The sequence below is a fragment of the Sanguibacteroides justesenii genome, from assembly GCF_003204205.1.
GTDB lineage: Bacteria > Bacteroidota > Bacteroidia > Bacteroidales > Marinifilaceae > Gabonibacter > Gabonibacter massiliensis.
This window is the reverse complement of the sequence record NZ_QJPL01000002.1, coordinates 190,418-207,404: the sequence shown is the minus strand read 5'-3', so window position 1 is coordinate 207,404 and position 16,987 is coordinate 190,418. Positions and strand designations below refer to the sequence as shown.

The 16,987-nt window shown below is 41.9% G+C and carries 16 protein-coding genes; 6 read left to right on the top strand and 10 right to left on the bottom strand.

Annotation, left to right across the window (positions count from 1 at the left end):
* Nucleotides 1-152: 152 nt before the first annotated feature.
* Nucleotides 153-1,091, top strand: coding sequence for a ribose-phosphate pyrophosphokinase (locus DMB45_RS03870; RefSeq protein WP_041503250.1), 939 nt, complete (start codon nucleotides 153-155; stop codon nucleotides 1,089-1,091).
* Nucleotides 1,092-1,163: 72 nt separating this feature from the next.
* On the opposite strand, the gene DMB45_RS03865 is transcribed toward DMB45_RS03870, so the two are convergent.
* From DMB45_RS03865 to DMB45_RS03855, 3 genes are all read right to left on the bottom strand, one after another.
* Nucleotides 1,164-2,171, bottom strand: a complete 1,008-nt coding sequence (locus tag DMB45_RS03865) for a Kelch repeat-containing protein (RefSeq protein WP_110688466.1) — start codon at nucleotides 2,169-2,171, stop codon at nucleotides 1,164-1,166.
* Nucleotides 2,172-2,180: 9 nt separating this feature from the next.
* The gene (locus tag DMB45_RS03860; protein WP_041503249.1) at nucleotides 2,181-3,347 is read right to left on the bottom strand and encodes a hypothetical protein; all 1,167 of its coding nucleotides are present in this window, start codon (nucleotides 3,345-3,347) and stop codon (nucleotides 2,181-2,183) included.
* 228 nt (nucleotides 3,348-3,575) lie between these two features.
* Nucleotides 3,576-4,217, bottom strand: coding sequence for a SanA/YdcF family protein (locus tag DMB45_RS03855; protein ID WP_394341850.1), 642 nt, complete (start codon nucleotides 4,215-4,217; stop codon nucleotides 3,576-3,578).
* 124 nt (nucleotides 4,218-4,341) lie between these two features.
* Here DMB45_RS03855 and DMB45_RS03850 point away from each other — a divergent pair, with 124 nt between their 5' ends.
* Both DMB45_RS03850 and DMB45_RS03845 read left to right on the top strand, forming a co-directional pair.
* Nucleotides 4,342-5,061: a pirin family protein gene (locus tag DMB45_RS03850; RefSeq protein WP_041503248.1), complete on the top strand. Its 720-nt coding sequence runs from the start codon at nucleotides 4,342-4,344 to the stop codon at nucleotides 5,059-5,061.
* A 199-nt stretch (nucleotides 5,062-5,260) separates the two neighbouring features.
* On the top strand, nucleotides 5,261-6,124 hold the full coding sequence (locus DMB45_RS03845) for a VIT1/CCC1 transporter family protein (protein WP_041503247.1): 864 nt from the start codon (nucleotides 5,261-5,263) through the stop codon (nucleotides 6,122-6,124).
* On the opposite strand, the gene DMB45_RS03840 is transcribed toward DMB45_RS03845, so the two are convergent.
* Nucleotides 6,088-7,554, bottom strand: a complete 1,467-nt coding sequence (locus DMB45_RS03840) for a sodium:solute symporter (protein WP_237143276.1) — start codon at nucleotides 7,552-7,554, stop codon at nucleotides 6,088-6,090. The two genes, DMB45_RS03845 and DMB45_RS03840, sit on opposite strands and share 37 nt — an antisense overlap.
* A gap of 148 nt (nucleotides 7,555-7,702) precedes the next feature.
* Between DMB45_RS03840 and leuS the strand changes: the two genes are divergently transcribed.
* Nucleotides 7,703-10,474, top strand: a complete 2,772-nt coding sequence (leuS, locus tag DMB45_RS03835) for a leucine--tRNA ligase (protein ID WP_041503245.1) — start codon at nucleotides 7,703-7,705, stop codon at nucleotides 10,472-10,474.
* Nucleotides 10,475-10,617: 143 nt separating this feature from the next.
* Here the strand turns inward: leuS and DMB45_RS03830 are convergent, their stop codons facing one another.
* Nucleotides 10,618-10,995, bottom strand: coding sequence for a YbaN family protein (locus DMB45_RS03830; RefSeq protein ID WP_070807480.1), 378 nt, complete (start codon nucleotides 10,993-10,995; stop codon nucleotides 10,618-10,620).
* A gap of 2 nt (nucleotides 10,996-10,997) precedes the next feature.
* Nucleotides 10,998-11,942 carry a tRNA-dihydrouridine synthase family protein gene (locus tag DMB45_RS03825; protein ID WP_237143275.1) on the bottom strand — a complete coding sequence of 315 codons (945 nt, stop codon included), beginning with the start codon at nucleotides 11,940-11,942 and terminating at the stop codon, nucleotides 10,998-11,000.
* Between the two features lie 99 nt (nucleotides 11,943-12,041).
* On the opposite strand from DMB45_RS03825, the gene DMB45_RS03820 reads away from it, so the two are divergent.
* Both DMB45_RS03820 and DMB45_RS03815 read left to right on the top strand, forming a co-directional pair.
* Complete coding sequence (locus DMB45_RS03820) at nucleotides 12,042-12,248, top strand: hypothetical protein (protein WP_041503244.1); 207 nt, start codon at nucleotides 12,042-12,044, stop codon at nucleotides 12,246-12,248.
* A 23-nt stretch (nucleotides 12,249-12,271) separates the two neighbouring features.
* Nucleotides 12,272-12,820, top strand: coding sequence for a TlpA family protein disulfide reductase (locus tag DMB45_RS03815; protein WP_041503243.1), 549 nt, complete (start codon nucleotides 12,272-12,274; stop codon nucleotides 12,818-12,820).
* A 165-nt stretch (nucleotides 12,821-12,985) separates the two neighbouring features.
* On the opposite strand, the gene DMB45_RS03810 is transcribed toward DMB45_RS03815, so the two are convergent.
* From DMB45_RS03810 to DMB45_RS03795, 4 genes are read right to left on the bottom strand one after another with little or no spacing between them, the layout of a single operon-like run.
* On the bottom strand, nucleotides 12,986-13,858 hold the full coding sequence (locus DMB45_RS03810) for a DNA/RNA non-specific endonuclease (protein ID WP_160289141.1): 873 nt from the start codon (nucleotides 13,856-13,858) through the stop codon (nucleotides 12,986-12,988).
* A gap of 10 nt (nucleotides 13,859-13,868) precedes the next feature.
* Entirely contained in the window at nucleotides 13,869-15,467 is a 1,599-nt protein-coding gene (locus DMB45_RS03805) for a S41 family peptidase (RefSeq protein WP_041503242.1), read from the bottom strand.
* Nucleotides 15,468-15,482: 15 nt separating this feature from the next.
* Nucleotides 15,483-15,908 carry a deoxycytidylate deaminase gene (locus tag DMB45_RS03800; protein ID WP_041503241.1) on the bottom strand — a complete coding sequence of 142 codons (426 nt, stop codon included), beginning with the start codon at nucleotides 15,906-15,908 and terminating at the stop codon, nucleotides 15,483-15,485.
* 4 nt (nucleotides 15,909-15,912) lie between these two features.
* The gene (locus DMB45_RS03795; protein WP_041503240.1) at nucleotides 15,913-16,887 is read right to left on the bottom strand and encodes a polyprenyl synthetase family protein; all 975 of its coding nucleotides are present in this window, start codon (nucleotides 16,885-16,887) and stop codon (nucleotides 15,913-15,915) included.
* Between the last annotated feature and the right edge of the window lie 100 nt (nucleotides 16,888-16,987).

The following is a 16,987-nucleotide window of genomic DNA, read 5'->3' as shown; positions in this document are numbered from 1 at the left end:
ATTATATTAATAATTGATTGATTTATCACTTTACGGTGGTAAATATAACAAAAACAAATGAAAAGAAAGGAATGAATAATTTCCAAAATCAATACTTAGTTTTCGATTAATTTCCTACTTTTGCCAAGTGTTTCAACTAAGAATTAAAATCTATGCCAAATTTTCCCGAAATCAAAGTTTTCGCCGGAGAACAGAGTACCTATCTCGCCGATAGCATCGCTCATTCTTTAGGGCTTGAACTTGGTAAAAAGAGTTTTACGAAATTCAGTGACGGAGAATTCGTCACTTCTTTCGATGAAACGGTGAGAGGAGAGCATGTCTATCTTGTTCAATCTACCTTCCCGCCAAGTGATAATCTCATGGAGTTACTTTTAATGATCGATGCGGCCAAGAGAGCATCAGCTTATAAGGTTATCGCGGTAATTCCTTACTTCGGTTTTGCCCGCCAAGACCGGAAAGACAAACCGCGCGTGGCGATCGGAGCTAAATTGGTTGCCAACATGCTTCAGGCAGCCGGTGTAGATCGAATCATCACGATGGATCTCCACGCGGATCAGATTCAAGGTTTTTTCGACATTCCGGTAGATCACCTCTACGGTTCCACTGTTTTGGTTCCATATATCAAATCATTGGGACTGAAAGATCTATCCATTGCTTCTCCTGATATCGGGGGAGCCAAAAGAGCCAACTCCTGGGCAAAACATTTTGATTCGGGGCTGATCATCTGCCACAAAACCCGGATCAGAGCCAACGAAGTGGCCGATATGAAGGTGATAGGAGACGTGGAAGGTAAAAATATTATCGTGGTCGACGACATGATCGATACGGCAGGTACTATTTGCAAGGCCGCCGACATGTTGGTTGACAAAGGTGCTGCCAGCGTACGCGCTGTCGCAACCCACGCCGTACTTTCCGGTAAAGCATACGAAAATATTGAAAAATCCAAATTGACGGAGATCATCTTCACGGATTCCATTCCGCAGAAACAACCCTGCTCCAAAATCAAGGTTTTACCGATTGCCCCGATGTTTGCCGACACGATCCGTAACATTTACGAACATAAATCCATCAGCGACAGTTTTATCATGTAAGCTGTCCGTAACAAAAATAGAGACAGCCCGGTTTCTACCGGGCTGTCTCGTTATTTTACAATGCCTTATTTCCTATTGTGGATTAAAAATATAGATTACTTCTCCTAATATATATCCTCTCCCTCCAAGAGAAACTCCAATTCCATTTGCAATAGATTCTGGCAAATCCGTTATCTTTTGCCAAGTATCCTTTCTTGGATCATATCCCCAACAAGAAAAAAGTTCTTTTCCAAACACATCGACACCCGACACGAGGTAGGCATAATCTTTACCTTTCACGTTTAATACAAAAGCCGAAGCATATTTCCGGGAAACTTCCGCCGCTTCCCCCTCTAAAGGACTCATAAAGGACCACTTTTTCGCACCAGAAGAAAATTTATATATACCTCGAAACAGCCAAGGAGCCCATTCTCCAGCCCTTCCTCCTGTACAAATATAGGCATTCCCATCCGCAACAAAAGCTACAGCTCCAGTCATAGGAGTTTTTAAAGACTCAAATGGTTTCCACCCCACGCCTGATTCAAACGTATACACATCAAAAAAAATATTTTTCCCGTTATCTCCGGTACCTACATATCCCTTTCCGTCTAAAGTAAATGCCACAGCACCTCTACGAGCGATCCCAGGAAATTTAAACACCAAAGGCTCCGGTTCCCAACGTTCTGTCTTTATGTCGAATACCCAAAAATCATCATAATAAACCTCTTCCTTTTTTTCATTTTCCGCATAGCCCAACCCTACATAAGCTTTTGATCCAAGGACAAAAGCAACTGCTCCTTTCCGCGGCTTTCCAGGAAAAACAGCGACTAATCTCCATTCCTCTTCCTCGCCGTTAAGAGTATAGCGCAAAAAATAAGGACTTGTCGTTTTATCCCAATTAGCCATTCCGAATCCAACATAAAGCGTATCCTTAACTGTAAAAGAGACCCCTTCTTTAAAACAAATTGGAAACTGGGGATCCATAAATTTCTGTTGCCATACTCCTTTAGGCACCACACCCGCATCAATATCTTTATTACAAGAAATTTGAGCGAACAACAAAATACCGATAAATATGAAAAAAGAATAGATTTTCATCATATTAAAATATCATGGAATAAGCTCTTCCAATATCCCACCATCCACAGGAGGAACCGAACTTCCGTTAACAAACGTGTAAAAAAACGGTCCACTTGTTGGTGTTTGTCGTTCTCCTCTAAATGCAACTCGAAGTTGAAAAGTAGAAGATTCGTCTACTCGTGTTATTCTATATATAATACACTCAAACCAAGATAAATAAGGAAATTCATCTGTTGATTCCAATATTGTTTTACCGGCAACAACCATTTTATAGGGTAAATAAACCGTATAATAATCATCATAGCCCAATGCATCTCCCCTTTGTTGAAAAGAATCATTAACTCCTGCTGTTTGAGTACCAAACATAAAATTATAACTATAATTTATTACCTTAAAACTATATGAATTTGTTCCTGGTATTGGTTCTTGCCCTATTGCACGACAATATGTTTCTCTTGTATATCCATGTTGAGCTATTAAAAGATTTGTTTTATCATAAAAGATCACAACAACCCTCTCATTATAAGGACTAATCCCATAAACACCTTTAGTTATATTATAAAAAGTTATCGGATAAGTAGTACGAGTTAATGGCTCTTCAATAGACGTATCTTTTTGACTATAATCTGTAACAAAAATTCTGCGAGATTCGTCTGAACTCGTATAATTATTCAACTCGGTATATCTATTTATGTCACCACCAATCCATATTTTCAAATATTTAGGAGTTACTTGATAGATCGTATCTCCAACAGCAAAATACCCTTTTTCATTCAAAACTTTAGCGTAGTAAGGAGTAGCTAAATTAAGATCATAAGAGGTTGAGCCGTCATTATAAAATACTTCTTTGATAAAATCTTCTTTTAAATACTTATAATAAAGCTTACTATGCTTAATAGCTTTTTCCAAATCTACCTCATTAAGAGTTCTTAAATAATCAATTTGACCACTTTCCGCTTCAATAATTTCATCCATGACATCACGCTGAGATCTAAACGTCATAATAAATGGATCGTAGTTAATTGATTGCTTTCCATTTATAATTGCCTCTAAAACTTTATAGTTAGAAATAATCAACATTCCGTTTTTTAATTGTACTTCGTTTTGAGCCTTATTATCTTGTGGCTTTATTTCATTAATATTGTCCGAACAAGATAAAATACAAAATAAGATACTATAGAAGCAAATAAGAATCACTCTTTTAATATTTTCATAACTTGTTAATTTTATAAGTTAATAATGAAATCCTACCGTTTGCATTTTTCTCCTTTCCTATAAAAACGGCTTTTATATTATTTAACAATACCCACAATGCAAATATAGTATAATATTATTACAATATATGCAATGATATTATATTAATTAAAATATTAATATATCGTGGATCAATATATAATCTAATATGATTATATTAATTTTGAAGTATCAGGAAATCGTTATAGGTTCTCCCAAATGGCGGGGTCCTTTACCGAACAAAAGGTCGACAAACACTTTTACCCGGGCTAAAAGTTCACGCGTATTGGTTTTTAATCCGCTATAGGCATCCACGTCCGTAGCGTTAAACCCGACAGCCTCTATACCGTTATATTTGGCTATATACAGAGCCCGCTCGTTATGAAAACGTTGGGAAATAATTGTAAAACGATCTTGTCCGAATACTTTTTTAGCCCTTACGACGGAGTCCAACGTACGTATCCCCGCAAAATCCATCACGATGACACTGTCCGGAACTCCTTTTGCCAACAAGGCTTTCCGCATCTCTACCGGTTCATTGTAATTCCGTTGCCTATTGTCTCCGCTCACCAAAATACGTTCGATCTTCCCGCTACGATACAAAAAAACGGCCGCTTCGATACGATAATCAAAATACCGGTTTGCCTTTCCTCCCTTAAGTTTCGGGGAAGTCCCCAATAACAGCCCCACTCGATTCGCCGGAATCTCTATGACATTCCCGTATACCCGACCTTCCGCCGACTTTTCGATGATCCAATTACACGCAAGAATAATTCCCGTAATCATCAACAGCAATATCAAAAAACAAAATCCCAATCGTTTCATCCAGTTCATGATACAGAGTTTAGAAACAAGAATCGGTATATTCCGACCAAAATTAAATATATATTTTCACGAAACAAAGGTTCATAAAACTAATATTCTTCTTTTTCCGTATAAACAATAATAATTATAAATTATGAAAACAATATTACACAAAGCAGCAACAAGAGGTTTTTTCGACCATGGTTGGTTGAAAACTCATCATACATTCAGTTTTGCAGATTACTACGATCCGGAAAGAATTAATTTCGGAGCTCTGCGGGTATTGAATGACGATAAAATCGCGGGAGGGACCGGTTTCGGTCTACATCCACACCAGAATATGGAAGTTGTCTCCATTCCTTTGAAAGGAGCCTTGGAACACAAAGACAGTTTAGGACACGCCTCCGTTATAAAGGAAGGGGAGATACAAGCGATGAGTGCCGGAACCGGTATCCGCCATAGCGAATACAATAAAAACAATAATACCCCTGCTGAATTTTTACAAATATGGGTTATACCCGATCGTATGAATGTATCTCCAAGATATGAAAATGCCGTTATTGCCGATTTACTCAAGAAAAACGAGATTACGGAAATCGTTTCTCCTTATCCCGGAGACGGCAAAGGATTATGGATATACCAACAAGCCTGGTTCTCTATCGGAGAGTTGGAAAAAAACACATTACAGGGCTATAAATTAAAATCGCCCAACAGTTTAGGCGTTTACGCCTTCCTCATCGAAGGGAAAGCCACGGTCGCCGGAAAAGAGCTGGAAAAACGGGACGGATTAGGTATATACGATACAGAAAGTTTTGAAATCAAAGCAAACGAATATACCAAAATCCTACTCATCGAAGTTCCACCATACAGCTAAACAAGCTACAAATTGTAAATTTATTTTAGATCGACGATTAAGCCTCGGATTCTGTGATTAAGCGATTGATCTTAATCACAGAATCAAAAAATTCTTGTGCCGCACAAGACCATTGCGATTCAAAAAAGAACCGGATCATTACCTTCATTTTTAAACTAAACATCCTGCTTTCCCAATTGAACATATAAAGTTATCCGGCATGACTACGAAAGAAATAAAACAATTAATCGCCTTTCAGGTCAATGAAGCGACTGAAAATATCATCTACCGGCGTTTAGCAAAAATACAGAAGAAAGAACATAACCGGCATGTACTGGAAGGCCTTTCTCGAGAGGAGTTAAGGCATTACCACACCCTCCAAAAGTTCACCGGAAAAACTCCCGGACCCAATCGTTGGCGAATTTTCTGGTACGTTACCATTGCTCGCCTGTTTGGTTTAATTTTCGGTATCAAGTTAATGGAAAAAGGAGAAATCCGCACCCGACTTACTTATCGCCAATGGGAAGAGACCGAAGAATTACAAGTTATGGCAAAAGAGGAAGAAGAACATGAAAACAAACTGATTTCCTTAATCGATGAAGAGGGATTAAATTACATGAGTGCCGTTGTTTTAGGTTTAAATGACGCCCTGGTGGAATTCACGGGAGCATTAGCCGGTTACACCTTTGCCTTACAACATCCCAAATTAGTCGCCCTCACCGGAGGGATCACGGGTATTGCCGCGGCTCTCTCCATGGCTGCCTCGGAGTATCTCTCTACCCGGGCCGACAACGACGGGAAAAACGCAGTTAAAGCTTCCGTTTATACCGGCATCGCTTACCTCATTACAGTCATTGCGTTGATCCTTCCTTTCGTACTTATGCAGAATGTCTACTGGGCATTAGGCATCTGTTTGCTCAGCGCCCTATCAATCATTGCCATTTTCAATTATTATTACTCTATTGTTCGCTCCGAAAGATTTGGACATCGATTTGCAGAAATGGCAATCATCAGTCTTGGAATAGCTGCCGTCAGCTTTGGAATCGGTTACGCCTTACGAATATTTACAGGCATCGAACTATAGACTCCGGATCTTCTCTTTCGAATCAGCCACAACCCGCCAAAGCACAACAAACCGTTAAGCAAAAGTATTTCAAACCCGAAACGATACCCGAAAAGAAGCTGTTCCGAATAACAATTGATTCCAAAAGAGAGCAGCGGAGAGAGCAGGCATACCCAGGGCAAATAGGTCTCTTTTACAGCATATTTCGTTGTTAATCCGAATGTAAAAAGTCCCAGTATAGGACCGTAAGTATATCCCACGGCTTTCAATACCGCCGAAACCACGCTGCTGTTATTCAACTCCCTGAAAAGGATCACGACCAAACACATCAGCAAGGAAAAAAACACGTGTACCATCATCCGTTTACGCCGTTGAGTTACATCCCGAGGTGTCAGTTTTAAAAAATCGATACAAAAAGAAGTGGTCAGCGCCGTTAATGAAGAATCGACAGAGGAGTAGGCAGCAGCCGTGATTCCCAGCAAAAAAAACAAAGAGGCAACAGCCCCGAAATAATTCAAGGACAAAAACGGGAAAAGATCATCCGATTTTTCGGGAAGGTCGATTCCGTTAGCTCCCGCGTACAAGTAAAGCAAAGCTCCCAAAAAGAGAAAAAGAAGATTCGTGACCAAAAACAAAAAGGAAAAAGAAAACATATTTATCTTACAGTCCCTTAATGTTTTGCACGTCAAACTCTTTTGCATCATATTCTGATCCAACCCGTTAATTGATACGGTAATAGCGACTCCTGCCAAGAACTGTTTCCAGACATTATGGCCCGACCTCCAATCCCAGTCGAAAACCCGGGAAAAAGAACTCTCCTTCACTTTTTCAATAGCAGTCAAAAAGCTAAAGTCCAACGCCCGGTTTATGACACAAATGGTCAACACCACGGACACCAGCATAAAAACAGTCTGTAACGTATCCGTCCAGACAATCGTCTTTATCCCCCCACGCACCGTGTATATCCACACCAATCCGACCGTAATGAATACCGTCACCCAAAAGGGAATTCCCATCGCGTTAAAAAGTGCCAACTGCAATACCCCAACCACAAGGAACAAACGAAAGGAAGACCCCAAAAGCTGGGACACGATAAAGAAAAAAGATCCCGTCAACCGGGCTTTCTCCCCGAAACGATCTCCTAACCAAGAATAAATAGAGATCAGGTTTAACCGATAAAACAGAGGTAAAAGCACGATGCCGATAATGATATACCCCACACAATTACCCATCACTAAGGTCAAATAAGTCCAATCGCTACTACCCACCTCTCCCGGAATGGAAATAAACGTGACACCGGATAAAGAGGTTCCGATCATACCGAAAGCGACCAAGTACCAGGGAGAATTCCGGTTTGCCGTAAAAAAAGATTCGCTATTCAGTTTACGAGTCGTAAAAAAACCGACAATGATCAACAAAACGAAATAGGACAAGAGAATTGTCAATACCACACCCGACGTCATTTGAAATAAATTTGTATTTGGACAAAACTACGAAATAATTAAAAATTGAAAGTTGAAAATTGAAAATTTATTCTTGTAAGTTTTATATCTTTGCCTACTAATCAAAAATCGTAAATCTTAAATCATTCATACAGATATGGAATATAATTTTAAAGAGGTAGAAAAAAAGTGGCAAAACTATTGGCGAGAGCATAAGACATATCGGGTCGAAGTGGATCACTCCAAGCCCAAATACTACGTGTTGGATATGTTTCCTTACCCTTCCGGGGCAGGTTTGCATGTGGGACATCCTCTTGGTTATATTGCATCCGATATCTTTTCCCGTTACAAACACTTGAAAGGATTCAATGTCCTGCATCCTATGGGATATGATGCTTACGGACTTCCGGCGGAACAATACGCTATCCAAACAGGACAGCACCCGGCAATCACAACGGAAAAAAACATCAACCGTTACCGGGAACAAATGGATAAAATCGGTTTTTCTTATGATTGGGACCGGGAAATACGTACCTGTGATCCAGGATATTATAAATGGACTCAATGGACCTTCATTCAGATGTTCAATAGCTTTTATTGCTATGACGAACAAAAAGCCATGCCGATCGGTGAATTGGTGAAAGCATTCGAGACCTCCGGGACGGAAGGACTGAACGTGGCATGCAGCGAGGATTTACACTTTTCGGCAGAAGAGTGGAAAAGGAAACCGGAAAGAGAACAACAGGAGATTTTGTTGAATTACCGCCTTGCCTATCTCGCGGATACGATGGTCAACTGGTGTCCTCAACTCGGAACGGTTTTGGCAAACGACGAGGTTAAAGAAGGTCTATCCCTCCGGGGAGGTTACCCTGTCGTACAGAAAAAAATGAGACAATGGTCCTTAAGGGTATCCGCTTACGCACAAAGATTATTGGACGGATTGGACACGATCGCATGGTCCGATTCTTTAAAAGACATACAACGTAACTGGATCGGACGTTCACAGGGTGCGGACGTGCGGTTCGACGTGAAAGATTCCGATATAAAATTAGAGATTTTCACCACCCGTCCCGATACGATATTCGGCGTCAGCTTTATGGTGCTGGCTCCGGAATCGGATTACGTCCAACAACTGACGACTCCCGAACAGGCTCAGGCCGTTAAAGAGTATCTGGATTATGTTGCCAAAAGGACGGAACGGGAACGCCAGACGGAAATCAAAAAAGTAACGGGAGTATTCACGGGCTCCTACGCCATCAATCCGTTCACGAACAATGCCATTCCTGTTTGGATCAGCGAATACGTTTTATCCGGCTATGGAACTGGAGCGATTATGGCTGTTCCGGGCCACGATAGCCGGGACTATGCCTTTGCAAAACATTTCAATCTGCCTGTTATTCCAGTAGTCGACGACGGAGAAGGCCACGACATGAGCGAAGGTTCATACGATGCCAAAGCCGGAAAAATGATCAATAGCGGTATTATCAACGGGATGGAAGTTAAAGACGCCATCCGTTACATTGCCGAAGAGATTGAAAAACGGGGTATCGGCAAAAGCAAAATAAACTACCGTTTGAGAGATGCCATTTTCAGTCGCCAACGTTATTGGGGAGAACCGTTCCCGGTATATTACAAAGAAGGTATGCCTTATATGTTGGACGAATCTAAACTGCCCTTGGAATTACCGGAAATAGACAAATACCTCCCGACGGAAACGGGAGAGCCTCCTCTCGGACGAGCTCGGAATTGGAAAACCGAGGAGGGATATCCGTTGGAACTGAACACGATGCCCGGATTCGCTGGATCATCGGCTTATTACCTTCGCTATATGGATCCCCGCAACGATCAGGCTTTAGTAAGCGAAGAGGCGGACAAGTATTGGCGTAACGTAGACCTGTACTTGGGAGGTTCCGAACATGCTACCGGACACCTCATCTATTCCCGTTTCTGGAATATGTTCCTATACGATTTGGGAGTGGTATGCGAGCCGGAACCCTTTAAGAAACTGATCAATCAGGGAATGATACAAGGACGATCCAATTTCGTGTATCGCATTCAGGGAACAAACACGTTCGTCTCTGTCGGACTGAAAGACCGGTATGAAACGACTGAAATCCACGTGGATGTCAATATCGTGAAAAACGACATTTTGGATATCGAAGCTTTCAAACGATGGATGCCGGAGTATGCCAGTGCCGAATTTATTCTCGAGAACGGGAAATATGTCTGCGGCTGGGCCATCGAAAAGATGTCGAAATCCATGTTCAACGTGGTAAATCCTGACACGATAATCGAAGAATACGGTGCGGATACATTGCGTTTGTACGAAATGTTCCTCGGACCGCTTGAAGCCAGTAAACCTTGGGATACCCAAGGAATCGACGGGGTATACAAATTCTTGCGTAAATTCTGGCGTCTGTTCCAAAACGGAGAGGCATTTCAGGTCAGTGAGGACAAACCTTCTCCCGAAGAATTAAAGATCCTACACAAAACCATAAAAAAAATCGAGTTCGACGTAGAGAATTTTTCATTCAATACTTCTATCCCGGCTTTTATGATATGCGTGAACGAGTTGACAGCCCTAAAATGCAATAAAAGAGAGATTCTGGAACCCCTGGTTATTACTATCGCTCCCTACGCCCCGCATATAGCTGAAGAGTTATGGCACTTACTGGGGCATACGGACAGCGTAACCGAGGAAAGATTCCCGCAATGGGAAGAGAAGTATTTAGTGGAAAACGAATTCGAATATCCCGTATCTTTTAACGGAAAAGTAAGATTCAAATTATCCATGCCCTTATCTGCCAGCCATCCGGAGATAGAGGCTGCCGTAAAAGCCACTCCGGAATTTGCCAAATGGGCAGACGGAAAAGAGATAAAAAAATTAATTATCGTACCCAAAAAGATTATCAACGTCGTCTTGGGGTAAAATATTTAAATGCCATTATCCGCAACAAGATAAATTCATTTCATTTTGGTATTCTGTGATTAGGAAACGGATTCAATTATAAATTTTCTAATCACAGAATTTTTTACTCTATGGCGATAGCACTTTTACCCCGTCCCAAAGTGCTATTTTTTCTCATTCGGGACGATGAATAAAACGCTACAAGTTCCGATCACCCCTAATCCCAGTAATAACAAGCGAAGGTGCATATGCTCTATAAAGCCAAAAGCCGAAATGGAGATCATCGTCCACATGCAAGCAATAGAAAACCATTTCGTTTTCCAACTGACGCCTCGACGCTCTTGAAAACGCCTCAGGTAGGGGCCGAGCCATCGGGAACGATGCAACGCATCGTGCATTCGTTTGGAACTTTTATAAAAAAGCCAGGAACTTAATAATAGGAACGGAGTCGTGGGCAACCCCGGGACAAAAATGCCGATAACCCCTAAGACAATGGAAATACAACCCACCAGAATATATATAGCTTTTCGGATCTGTCCCATATCTACTCTTTAAAAGCCTCTGCCACGGCATCGTTATATTGAGTCACCTTATTGGCTTTTTTGATCTTTTTCAAAACCTTCCGATCGGTTTCGGGTAAAAAGTATTCCCAAAAAGTTTTCATCTTCATCAACAGCTGATGATCTCCCTGTAAACGCTCCCCGTTTTGTTCAAACAACTCATCATGAAATTCCCTGAACTTTCTCAAACGATTTTCCCGGCACAGTTCCCGGTTTTCCCGATATTCCATCGCCAAAGCCGGATTCGCCAATAGTCCTCTCCCTATCATTACTCCCTCCAATAGAGGAAAGCATGTTACGACTTCCCGTATATCTTCAAGGGTACGAATATCGCCATTATAATAAAGCGGATGACGAGAGCCTTCGTAAAAAGCCCGAAAGGCCTCCCTGTTCACCTCTCCTCCATACTCCTGAACTCCCACCCTCGCATGTAAAATAACAGCCTTCAACGGGGCCTCGTTTAACACGGGTAAGAGTTTCATTCCCTCTTCCGGACTCTCCCATCCCAATCGCATTTTCACGGAGCAGTGCAAAACGGGAAAAGCGCCGATTACGTCCATAAGAGCCGCAACCTTCTCCGGATAGGATAAAATTCCCGCACCCCTCCCTTTTCGTGCGATCATTGAAAAAGGACATCCCAAGTTCAAATCGACCCGACCGTATCCCTTATCCGCCAGCATGGCAAGCATTACCCGCAACTCGTCGGGATCTCCCCCGAGTACCTGAGGTATCAATTCCCCGACTCGATTTATTTCCGGCGTAATATCTCTCAAATCTTTCGTCCGGAACCCATTTCCCTTTTCAACACGGATAAAAGGCGTATAATAAGCATCTATGCCTCCAAAATGTTTTTCGTGCAAATTGCGGTAAATCCAATCGGTATGGCCCTGTACCGGAGCAAAATGTATTTTGTAATCTTTCAATTCCATAATTAATCCCATTACTGTTGCAAAAGTATGATTTTACCCCGAATAGGCTTCTGTTTTCAACTGAAAGTTTCTTATCTTTGAAAACAAAAACGAAGATAGATGAGATTTTTACTTTGCCCGCAGTGCGGAATCCGGCGTTTTTACGTGAAAGACAGCGACGGCAATCAATGTCTTGTTCAGGTTACCGCAACATACGAAGTTGTACCCGTGAATGAAGGAGATTCATTGGAAGGTTTCAACACGGAAATTGTTTATTGCTTAGGCTGCTCCTGGAGCGGGAGCGTCAAACGTCTGAAAAAATATTAGTCAGAAACAGATAAAAAGATAAAATGAAAAAGTGTATAGGGTTATTACTTGTTATACTCGCTTGCTCTTTTACTCAAGCGCAGTCAGAGGATAGAGGTTATATTGTTAAAGTAGGGGACGAAGCTCCCGATATAGAACTTCTTTTCCCCGACGGGACCAAAAAACAATTGAAAGATTTACGGGGGAAGATCGTTATGTTACAGTTCACCGCCAGCTGGTGCGGAGTATGTCGCAAGGAAATGCCTTTTATAGAAAAAGATATATGGCTAAAGCTGAAGGGTAACTCTAAGTTCATCCTTTTCGGAATCGACTTGAAAGAGTCCAAAGAGACTGTTGAAAAATTCGCCAAAGAAACAAAAATCACCTATCCTCTTTTACTCGATCCGGAAGGTAAAGCGTTTTATGCTTTTGCCGCCCAAGGAGCAGGCGTTACCCGGAATGTCATTATCGACGATAACGGAAAGATCGTTTTTATGACCCGCCTTTATGACAAAAAAGAATTCGATGAAATGGTAAAGGTTATCAACCAATTGCTAAAAAAGAAGCAGACGGACACGACAAAAGATCGATAACCGAACGACAGAAAAGGCGTCCATCTACCGCCGGCCTCATTTTAAACCCTCCTCTGTACGGGAAATATACTCCCACGAAAAACATCGACACCCCCGTAAATGAAACGGGAGTGAATTAGTCTTTTCCATACCCTTTGTACCATCGCAAACGAAAAAACTCGAGAACTACCTCTTTTTCTTCTTTCCTCTGCCTTTTCTTTTCCGGCCCTTTTTTCGGATAAAAAACTGCAAGGCGACAAAAAGAACAACGGTCACAACCACCAAGACAGCCTGTTCCCGTTTTCCCGGTTTACCCCCCCTTTTCAAACCGGACACCAGTTCGGGATGTGCAGCGGTATCAGCCTCCAGCAGCTTTTCTATCTCATCCGGTAGTTGCGGAAAAAAATCAATCCCCGTTAAGGCTTCTATCCGGTCCACCGATACGGCAAAATCTTTTAAAGGCTGATCACTCCCCGCGTTGGGAAGCAGATAGGCGATCATCTGTTGTGAGGCGGGAGCATAAAACAATTTATAGTAATACCCCGGAACCGTAACCTTATTTTTGCCTATATGACCTTTGTTTTCTTTAAAAACAGGACCGGTAACCACGTAAAGTAACTCTTTCCTTCCCCGTTTTCGCAGCAAATCTTCCAATCGTTTCCAGATTCCGCGGTTAAAAGCAGGAACTTGCGGAGACATATTCGACATATAAAACGTTTCACTCATCGCTTTTTTATCAAAAGCCATATCGGCTGCCGGACATAAATGCCCCCGGTCGTAACCGCTGCGTTTGTAGTCATCGGGAGTTGCCGAAAACAAGTTCAATTGGGGGTCTACCCGAAAATCATTCTCGCGGCCAACGGCTCTATTCCCTCTGCTTTTTAGTTCGTAATACACCCAGTTGGCCTGCCTGTGAATCGTATCGAAACCCAAGGAATAAAATGCGTGTTTCACTTTTATCCCTGCCCCGGAAGGAGTATATTCTTGCGAACGGATATGCCCCGTACCGGTCAAAAATAGAAATAGGAGGCATAACAGCCTCCCGTATCCTAATTTCATTAAAAACATATTATTCCTCTATTGCCTTCTGTATCGTTATATCTTTTTCACCCAGAATAGGATAAAAACCCTCATCGTCGATCAGGTGGCGGGCTATAAACGCTTCCAAACGCACCCGAAGTATTTCATACGAATCTTTTATTCCCCTTTTATCCTTTTTCAATCCTCGCTTTGCCGCGTAATCAGCCATATCGCCTACCAAATCGAAGCGCTTCAAATACTTCTGGATCGATTTATAATCCTTGAGATCTTTCATTTCGGCCCGGTGATGTTCCATAAAATCAAACGTATAATCATACAACAATTGAGATTCAGACAACGCGACTAAATATCTCGAAGCTCCCGTCGTATCCGCGGGTACGAAAATATCCGGCATTACGCCTCCTCCCCCGTAAACCGTACGCCCGCCAACCGTCTGGAATTTCAATTTCTCATCGAATACAATACTGTCTTTCTGAGAAAATTCACCGTGCTTCAATCGGTTGTATATATCATTATAATATTTTTCTTTCCCCTCATTATAGGGCTTTTGTATCGACCTGCCGGAAGGAATGTAGTAACGGGCCACCGTCAAACGAAGGGCCGAACCATCCGGCAACATCCGTTGTTCCTGCACCAATCCTTTTCCAAAAGACCGGCGACCGATGATTGTTCCCCGGTCATTATCCTGGATCGCCCCCGCAAAAATCTCACTCGCCGATGCGCTGAATTCGTTAATCAACACATCCAATTTCAAATCCTTGTAATTTCCCTTTCCATTCGCATTAAAATCGCTACGAGGAGAAGCTTGCCCCTGGGTATATAAAATCAATTGACCCTCCTCCAAAAATTCATTAATCATCTGGATGGCTATCGGAAGAACCCCTCCTTCATTATCCCTCAAATCCACTACCACCTTCTTCATTCCTTTTTGAGTCAGTTCTGCCAATGCCCGCATAAACTCCCCGTAAGTATGCATCCCGAATGTTCTTATCTTTACATATCCCGTTGTGTCATTCAGCATATAAGCGATATCTATACTTTTTATTGGAATACTTCCCCGCGTAACGTTTTTGATCAACAATTGAGGCTCTCCTTTACGAAGAATAGTCAATTTCACATCCGTTCCCATCTCCCCCCTCAACATACTCATGATCTGTTTCGAATCCATATTTTTCCCGGCAATGAGCGAATCATTTACCCGAATGATGCGATCCCCGTCCTGTACTCCGGCCTTCTCCGAAGGACCCCCCGGAACGACCTTAACCACTAATGCCGTATCTAAATAATTATAAAACTGTACTCCGATACCTCCGAAATTTCCCACGATACTTTCATTGGCTCTTTGCATATCCTCAGCCGGGATATAGACCGTATGGGGATCCAAATCTTTCAACAATATCGAAATGGTTTTTTCCACCAATTCATTCGAGTTAACCGTATCCACATACGAATGCTGGATCATGTTGATAATAACGTCCAATTTACTACCATTAACCGGCAGAAATATTTTAGAAGCGGCCGCATTGTTCCTTTTTGTCGGTATAAAATGATTAATCATCATCCCAAATACAACCGCCAACGCCAGCACGATCGGTGTTAAAACGGCCCTTAAATTTTCTCTGTTCATTTTCATCTGTTTTATTTACTCTATCTCTATCAATTCCACCTCGATATCGGCTTTCCGCAGCAATTCCACTCCATCCGCCGAACGGTAATCTTCAGAATACACCACACGCTTAATTCCTGCCTGTATGATCAATTTAGCACACTCGATGCAAGGAGATGCGGTCACGTATAACGTGGCCCCCAAGCTACTGTTATTCGACTTTGCAACTTTTGTAATAGCATTCGCCTCTGCATGCAAAACATAAGGCTTCGTCTTATTCCTATCATCTTCACAGATGTTTTCAAACCCGGACGGAGTCCCGTTATATCCATCAGAAATAATAGCATTCCCTCTCACGATCAATGCTCCGACCTGACGACGTACACAATAAGAATTTTCCGCCCAAATGCGGGCCATCCTCAGGTAACGTTCATCCAATAATCGCTGTTTAGTTTTTTCCATCGTATTACTTCTTACGGTCACACAACGCATCTATTTCCTCATAAAGCACCTGTTTGCGCTCTTCCGGAACTTCTATTTGAGACAGTATCTCCCGACTTTTCTTCAAATATTTGTTAATGGCATCCAATGTGACCTGTTTGATTCCTAATCGGTTGTATATTTCCGTTATGGCTTTAATCTTTTCTTCCGGACAGAAATCCTTCATCTCAATCCAGCTCGTCAACTCTTTTTTAGTCGCCTCATCAGCCAACTCGAAAGCCCGGATCAACATATAAGTCTTTTTATTGGAAACAATATCCCCTCCTATGTTCTTCCCGAATTCCGAAACATCCCCGTAAACATCCAGGTAATCGTCTTGAAGTTGAAAAGCCAATCCCAAGAATCCGCCGAAATCATACAAAGCTTTATACTCATGTTCCGGAGCTCCTGCTATCAAGGCTCCATGTCGCAAACTTCCCGCAATAAGAACAGAAGTTTTCAAATAAATCATATGAAGGTACTCTTCCTCCGTTACATCATTTCTGGTCTCAAACTCCATGTCATACTGTTGTCCCTTGCAAACATCCATCGCCACCTGATTAAAACCGTCGATAGCCCGCCTCAGGTAGCGGTCTTCACAATGCTCAATATATTTATAAGCCGTGATAGCAGCAGCATCACCGCTCAAAATAGCCACATTGTTATTCCATTTTTTATGTACGGTTTGCCTCCCCCGTCTCAACTCCGCATCATCCATCACATCATCGTGCAACAACGTATAGTTATGAAAGATTTCTATGCCGATGGCAGATTTCAAAACCCTTTCTATATCTTCCCGGTATAAGTTATAGGCCAACAAGGTTAAAATCGGTCTCAACCGTTTTCCTCCGTCTTCCAAAATATATTTAATCGGTTCGAACAGCGAGTAAGGCTTTTCTATATACTCCTGTTTCGCCATTTCTTTCTTTACAATTTCACGAAGTTCGTCTATCGTATACATAGTCCCAAATTTTACACATTATAATTCGGCTAAAGTATAAAAAAAACCATATATATTGGCAATTGACGACTAAAAGAATTGAGAGATTACAAGGATTAAA